The sequence below is a fragment of the Nitrospinota bacterium genome, assembly GCA_009873635.1.
GTDB lineage: Bacteria > Nitrospinota > Nitrospinia > Nitrospinales > VA-1 > LS-NOB.
In genome coordinates, this window is sequence record WAHY01000050.1 from 1 (window position 1) to 4,964 (window position 4,964).

Here is a 4,964-nt window from a genome sequence, read left to right on the forward strand (position 1 = left end):
GCCAGAATGGGTTACAGCAGAGAGCTTTGCTATGAAATTTTTTTACAAGATTACTCCAAGGGAAATGAGTTATGGGAGATGCTTTGGCAAGCTGGCCAAGAGTTTAATATTTCTCCTGGTGGACCCAATATTATCTTTCGATTAGAAGGCGGTATATTGAGTTATCTAGCTGATTTTGATCGCACTAATAACCCTTTTGAAGTTGGTCTTGACTGGATGATTGATCTTGATCAAGAGGATGATTTTATTGGCAAAGAAGCTTTACGTGAAATCAGTCAGCGAGGGCCAACAAAAAAATTAATGGGAGCAGAAATCAAAGGCGATCCAATAGAAAGTTCTAATGAGGATTATCTACCTGTTCTTATTGATGAAAAGAGAGTTGGTACTATGACGGCTATGGCTTTTTCTCCAAGACTACAAAAAAATATAGCATACGTATTTTTAGAAATTGAACATGCCAAGGTCGGGCAAGAGATTTTAATTTCAAATTCAGATCAATCTCTTGAGGCCGTGGTCGTAGACTTGCCGTGGTTTGATAGGGCAAAAAAATAGGCCGATTCATAAAAAATCGGCCTACATTCAATTAATCAGCAAAATCAAGACCTTTGGCCTTTTGAACCTCTCTTTTGTTTGGATTAACAGACTCTCTGAAAGGTACCTCAACAATTTCACCATCAGCTGCCACTCCAGGCGATTCAGAATACTCATCAGGCAGCTTAACCTGGAGTTTGGTTCCTATTTCAGACGATGTCCAGGGAACCCAGCCCAATGCAACATTCGTTTCAAGCTCTGGAGACCACCACGGTGAAGTGATATAGCCCATGTCATTGCCATCAGTATCAGCAATCAACCAAAAATCAGGAGCATAATCTGTGATCTCTTTACCACCAAAAATCAGACCCACCATTCGCATTTTAAATGGGAAATCTCCTGCATCAATTTCAGCTCTCTGCCTTTCTAGTTCCTCTTTACCAATGTAATCAGCCTCTTTGTTTCTAGGAACCTGATAACTAAGGTTTACCTGAAATGGTGATGTTTCATGATCGAGGTCTTGCCCCCAAGATAAGATGCCTGCTTGAATACGACGATGATGTGCAGGCGCAATAACCATTAATCCAAACTCTTCACCTGCCTCAAGAACTGCATTCCAAACAATTTCAGCATTTTCATGGGCATCGCGCACATAAATCTCGTAGCCTTTTTCACCTGTGAATCCAGTTTGACTAATGACCACAGATGCCCCATTAATTTTAGTCTCCATCAGACCGTAGTAGGGAATCTCTCTAAGTTCTTCACCAGCGAGTTTAGCCATAAGATCTTCAGAAAGAGGGCCTTGAATCTGCAAAGGACAGACATCAATTTCATCAATCATTACATTGAATTTTTTAGATACATTTACCCCTTGAAGCCATAGCAAGAGATCGCTATCAGAAATAGAGAACCAGAACTCATCTTCTGCTATTCGCAATAAAACAGGGTCGTTCAAGACGCCGCCTTTTTCGTTGCATAAAATAGCGTATTTACCATTTCCAGGTTCAATTTTTGTTGCATCACGCGTTATAACAAAATTTGTGAAGGCTTCTGCATCAGGACCTTTAACGCATATCTGTCTTTCAACAGCAACATTCCACATAGTTACCCGATTAACCAAGGCTTCATATTCAACCATGGCGCCACCATCTTCAGGCCTTACGTATCCTCTAGGATGGTAAATTCGGTTATAAACCGTTGCTCTCCAGCAACCTGCTTCATGAGATAAATGCCAAAATGGTGATTTTCTTACTCTAGTTGAGATTAATAACTCAGTAGGCGTTCGACCACTTTGCCTTAAATTATAAGGAACCACACGATCGCTTTGATCCACACTAGGATGATTTGGATTTTTCATTGTTATACCCCCCTTAGATATATTAAGTTATTACATTGAAACTATTTAAGCACGCACCCTCTCATTTTTTGGATCATACAAAGATCCTTTGCCAGCTATTTGAACGGTCATTGGGTACACCCCATCACCATTCTCATTAAAGTACTCTAGTAAAAGTGATTTCCCTGGAACAGCAAGATTTTTTGGTAAATAACCCATTACTACAAATTTTTTAATCGAGGGGCAGTAGGACATGCCAGTGGCATAAGATCTTCGACCTTTACTATCAATTGGCACTTCGCCAGATGCAGGATCAATGATTGGTGAGTTTCCTACTGGATAACGCATGCTGCCTGATACATTGAGATCATCTATTGTCATCGTACATAAAATTGCACTGGGTTCCTCTTCTCTGTGCGCTAAATGCGCTGCCTTGCCATGAAAATCTGCCTCTTTTACTAAGCGTCTTTCGATAGCAGATTCACAAGCATTGTATTCAGTTTCAAGATCTGCTCCCTGAAGTCTAAAGCTTTTTTCAAGGCGGCGACTGTTTGCATAAGTTTCAATACCAACTGGCACGACTCCAACCTCCAGCAATGAATCATATAGCGCAAGACCTTCTTGACTATCATTATTTAAATAAATTTCCCAACCACTTTCTCCAACATAGGAAATACGTGATGCCCATACATCAATTTTTTTTCCTTCAGCTAAATTTAACGTGAGGTTTTTCGCAGCTGCAAAAGGGAAGTTTTCTATTGAAATTTCATTAGGGTCAATAAAATGACCTAGAGCATTTTTTGCCTGAGGCCCCCATAATCCCAGCGTTGCTATGTCATGAGTGCGAATTTTAATCTCAGCATCTAAGCCATTATCATCACGATAGTTACGCAAAGTTACCCAATCTCGATTGCCATCTGCACCGCCAGTAACAACGCGATAACGATCTTTGCCTAAACGAGAAATAGTCAGATCTGCATGCACTCCACCGTCTTCATCTAGGAAGTTGGTATAAATCATTCTTCCTTCAGGGGTATCACCGCCGACTTTTGCCACGGATAAATATTCCAGCATTCTCTCAGCATCCTTACCTTTGATATCCATAATAGGGAAGTGAGATAAGTTGATCATGCCAACGGAATCACTCATTGCAAGATGTTCCGCATTAGCAATTTCATAGGGCACATGCCTTCGATCCCATTCATTTTCCCTGACAGGAATTTCTTTTAAATAATTTTCTAGCTTTTGTTCATTACTTTCATAAGCCAAGGCTCTTTCCCAACCAGCCACTTCATTATCAAAGAATCCACCAAGCTCCTTTTCTCTTTGATAAAAGGGGCTAACATACAACTCTCTATGGCTAATATAGGGTTCTCTGGGGTGAACGGCAGGAGTGTAGATGGTCTGAGCATTTTCAAAAGATCGTGTTTTTACGAAAGCCTTTTCTTTTTGTGCAGGGTAGAATCTTGCAATATCAAAAGAGTGCATATCCATTTGAGTTTTGCCGTGAATCATTGACTCAGCAAGCAATCTTGCACATCCGGGACCGTCTTTTACCCAAACTGCTTCGCACAACCAAAAGCCTCTTACCTCAGGGCTCTCTCCAATTAACGATCCAGCATCAGGTGTTACCGAGAGCAAGCCATTAAATGAGCTCTTTTCATCCCAACCTAGTTCATTGAGAATGGGTGTAGTTTCAAATGCCTTTTCAAGAGGCTCTGCCACCTCTTCAAGATCGAGATATCTCATTGAATCGGAGATCATCGTTTTTTCTGGATTACCAATATCTTCAGGTTCAACTAATCTAGGTTCTTTGTCTTCGTAATATCCCCACTCAAGCATGCCTCCATGCAACCTGCCAGTGTCTCTCACATATGCCGAGTTACCTTGATCACGAAGTAGGGGATAAACAAGCAGTTCCTCTGTTCCCTGAATTTCTGGGAGAGGACCAAAAAATAGTAAAGGGTGTTCTACAGGCATTAAGGGCACTGGAACGCCGGCTTTTTTACCCATTAAGGGCCCCCATATTCCAGATGTTATAACAACTTTATTTGTTTTGATTGTTCCCTTATCAGTCTTGACTCCAGTAATGCGACCGTTTTCAACATCAAAATCTATAGCTGGCGTGTCAGTGAATGTAGACAGCGCACCTTTTTCTTTTGCAGTTTCCACCGCAAAGTTCACAACATCCTGTGAGCGGGGTGTAACTAGACCAGCATCTGGGTCCCACATTGCTCCTCTAATGGACTCTTCATCTAAAAGAGGAAATTTTTCTTTAGCTTCTGAGGCAGAAATTAACCTTATGTTAGTCCCAAAAGCTTTTCCTGATTCAACCTTACGCTTAAGTTCTTCCCAGCGAGCGTCGTCATCTTTACGGCAGATTTCCAAGCCACCTTTTTTTAAAAAAAAACCATTGTCTTCATAAAACTTTCTACTAAAGTTTGTTGCCCAACAGCCTAACTTGTCGTGAGTAGTGTTATAGACAAAGTCTGAAGCGTGAGCAGTTGAAGCTATGTCTGAAGGAATAATGGTAGATTTTTCTAGACCTACAATATTTTTTTGTCCCAGCTCAGCAAGCCAGTAGGCAACCATCGACCCAACAATACCCCCAACACCAACAATAACTACTTCTGCCTCAGAGGGGAATTTAGAGGATTGTTGCGTCATGAAAAAGTCCTTAAATATTTATTATTTTTTTATTAACTTTTTTGATAATAAGCCCAGAAAATATAACTGTCCATTGTTTTTTTAAGTGTTTTTTTAGTTCTTATTTTGTATAAAATTTATACACTTTTTACAAAAGAAGAATAGTTAAAAAAATTTATTTTTAGAGCAAAATTTTGAATGGATAAGTTCTTAATTTTTATTTATCAAGAAGTATTTTAGAAGCTAATTGTGTGTCCATATACTCTTTCAATTCAATGATTTTTCCATTTTTAATCTTAAGTAAAAAATGATAAAAATTATTATAAGGCTTACCTGAGACATGAATAGCATCTCCTGCTACCTCGACGGCAACCCGTTCATTTTCAGCTGTAATACCAGTAATTTTGAATTCTATACCATTTGGAAATGCCTCAAGAATACCTTGGGCAAA

Annotated in this window: 3 protein-coding genes; 1 reads left to right on the forward strand and 2 read right to left on the reverse strand. The window is 39.7% G+C overall.

All coding sequences use genetic code 11. The features are described 5' to 3' along the window. A partial coding sequence (locus F3741_12880; protein MZG31670.1) for a glycine cleavage system protein T occupies positions 1-552 on the forward strand: 552 nt, incomplete at its 5' end. A 31-nt stretch (positions 553-583) separates the two neighbouring features. Here F3741_12880 and F3741_12885 read toward each other — a convergent pair. Next, positions 584-1,888 carry an aminomethyl transferase family protein gene (locus F3741_12885; GenBank protein ID MZG31671.1) on the reverse strand — a complete coding sequence of 435 codons (1,305 nt, stop codon included), beginning with the start codon at positions 1,886-1,888 and terminating at the stop codon, positions 584-586. Positions 1,889-1,933: 45 nt separating this feature from the next. Beyond that, a complete protein-coding gene (locus F3741_12890; protein MZG31672.1) occupies positions 1,934-4,534 on the reverse strand; it encodes an FAD-dependent oxidoreductase in 2,601 nt (866 codons plus the stop codon). Between the last annotated feature and the right edge of the window lie 430 nt (positions 4,535-4,964).

Coding starts and splice junctions, on each gene's coding strand:
- F3741_12890 (MZG31672.1), bottom strand. CDS start 4,534: ATGACGCAACAATCCTCTAAATTCCCCTCTGAGGCAGAAGTAGTTATT.
- F3741_12885 (MZG31671.1), bottom strand. CDS start 1,888: ATGAAAAATCCAAATCATCCTAGTGTGGATCAAAGCGATCGTGTGGTT.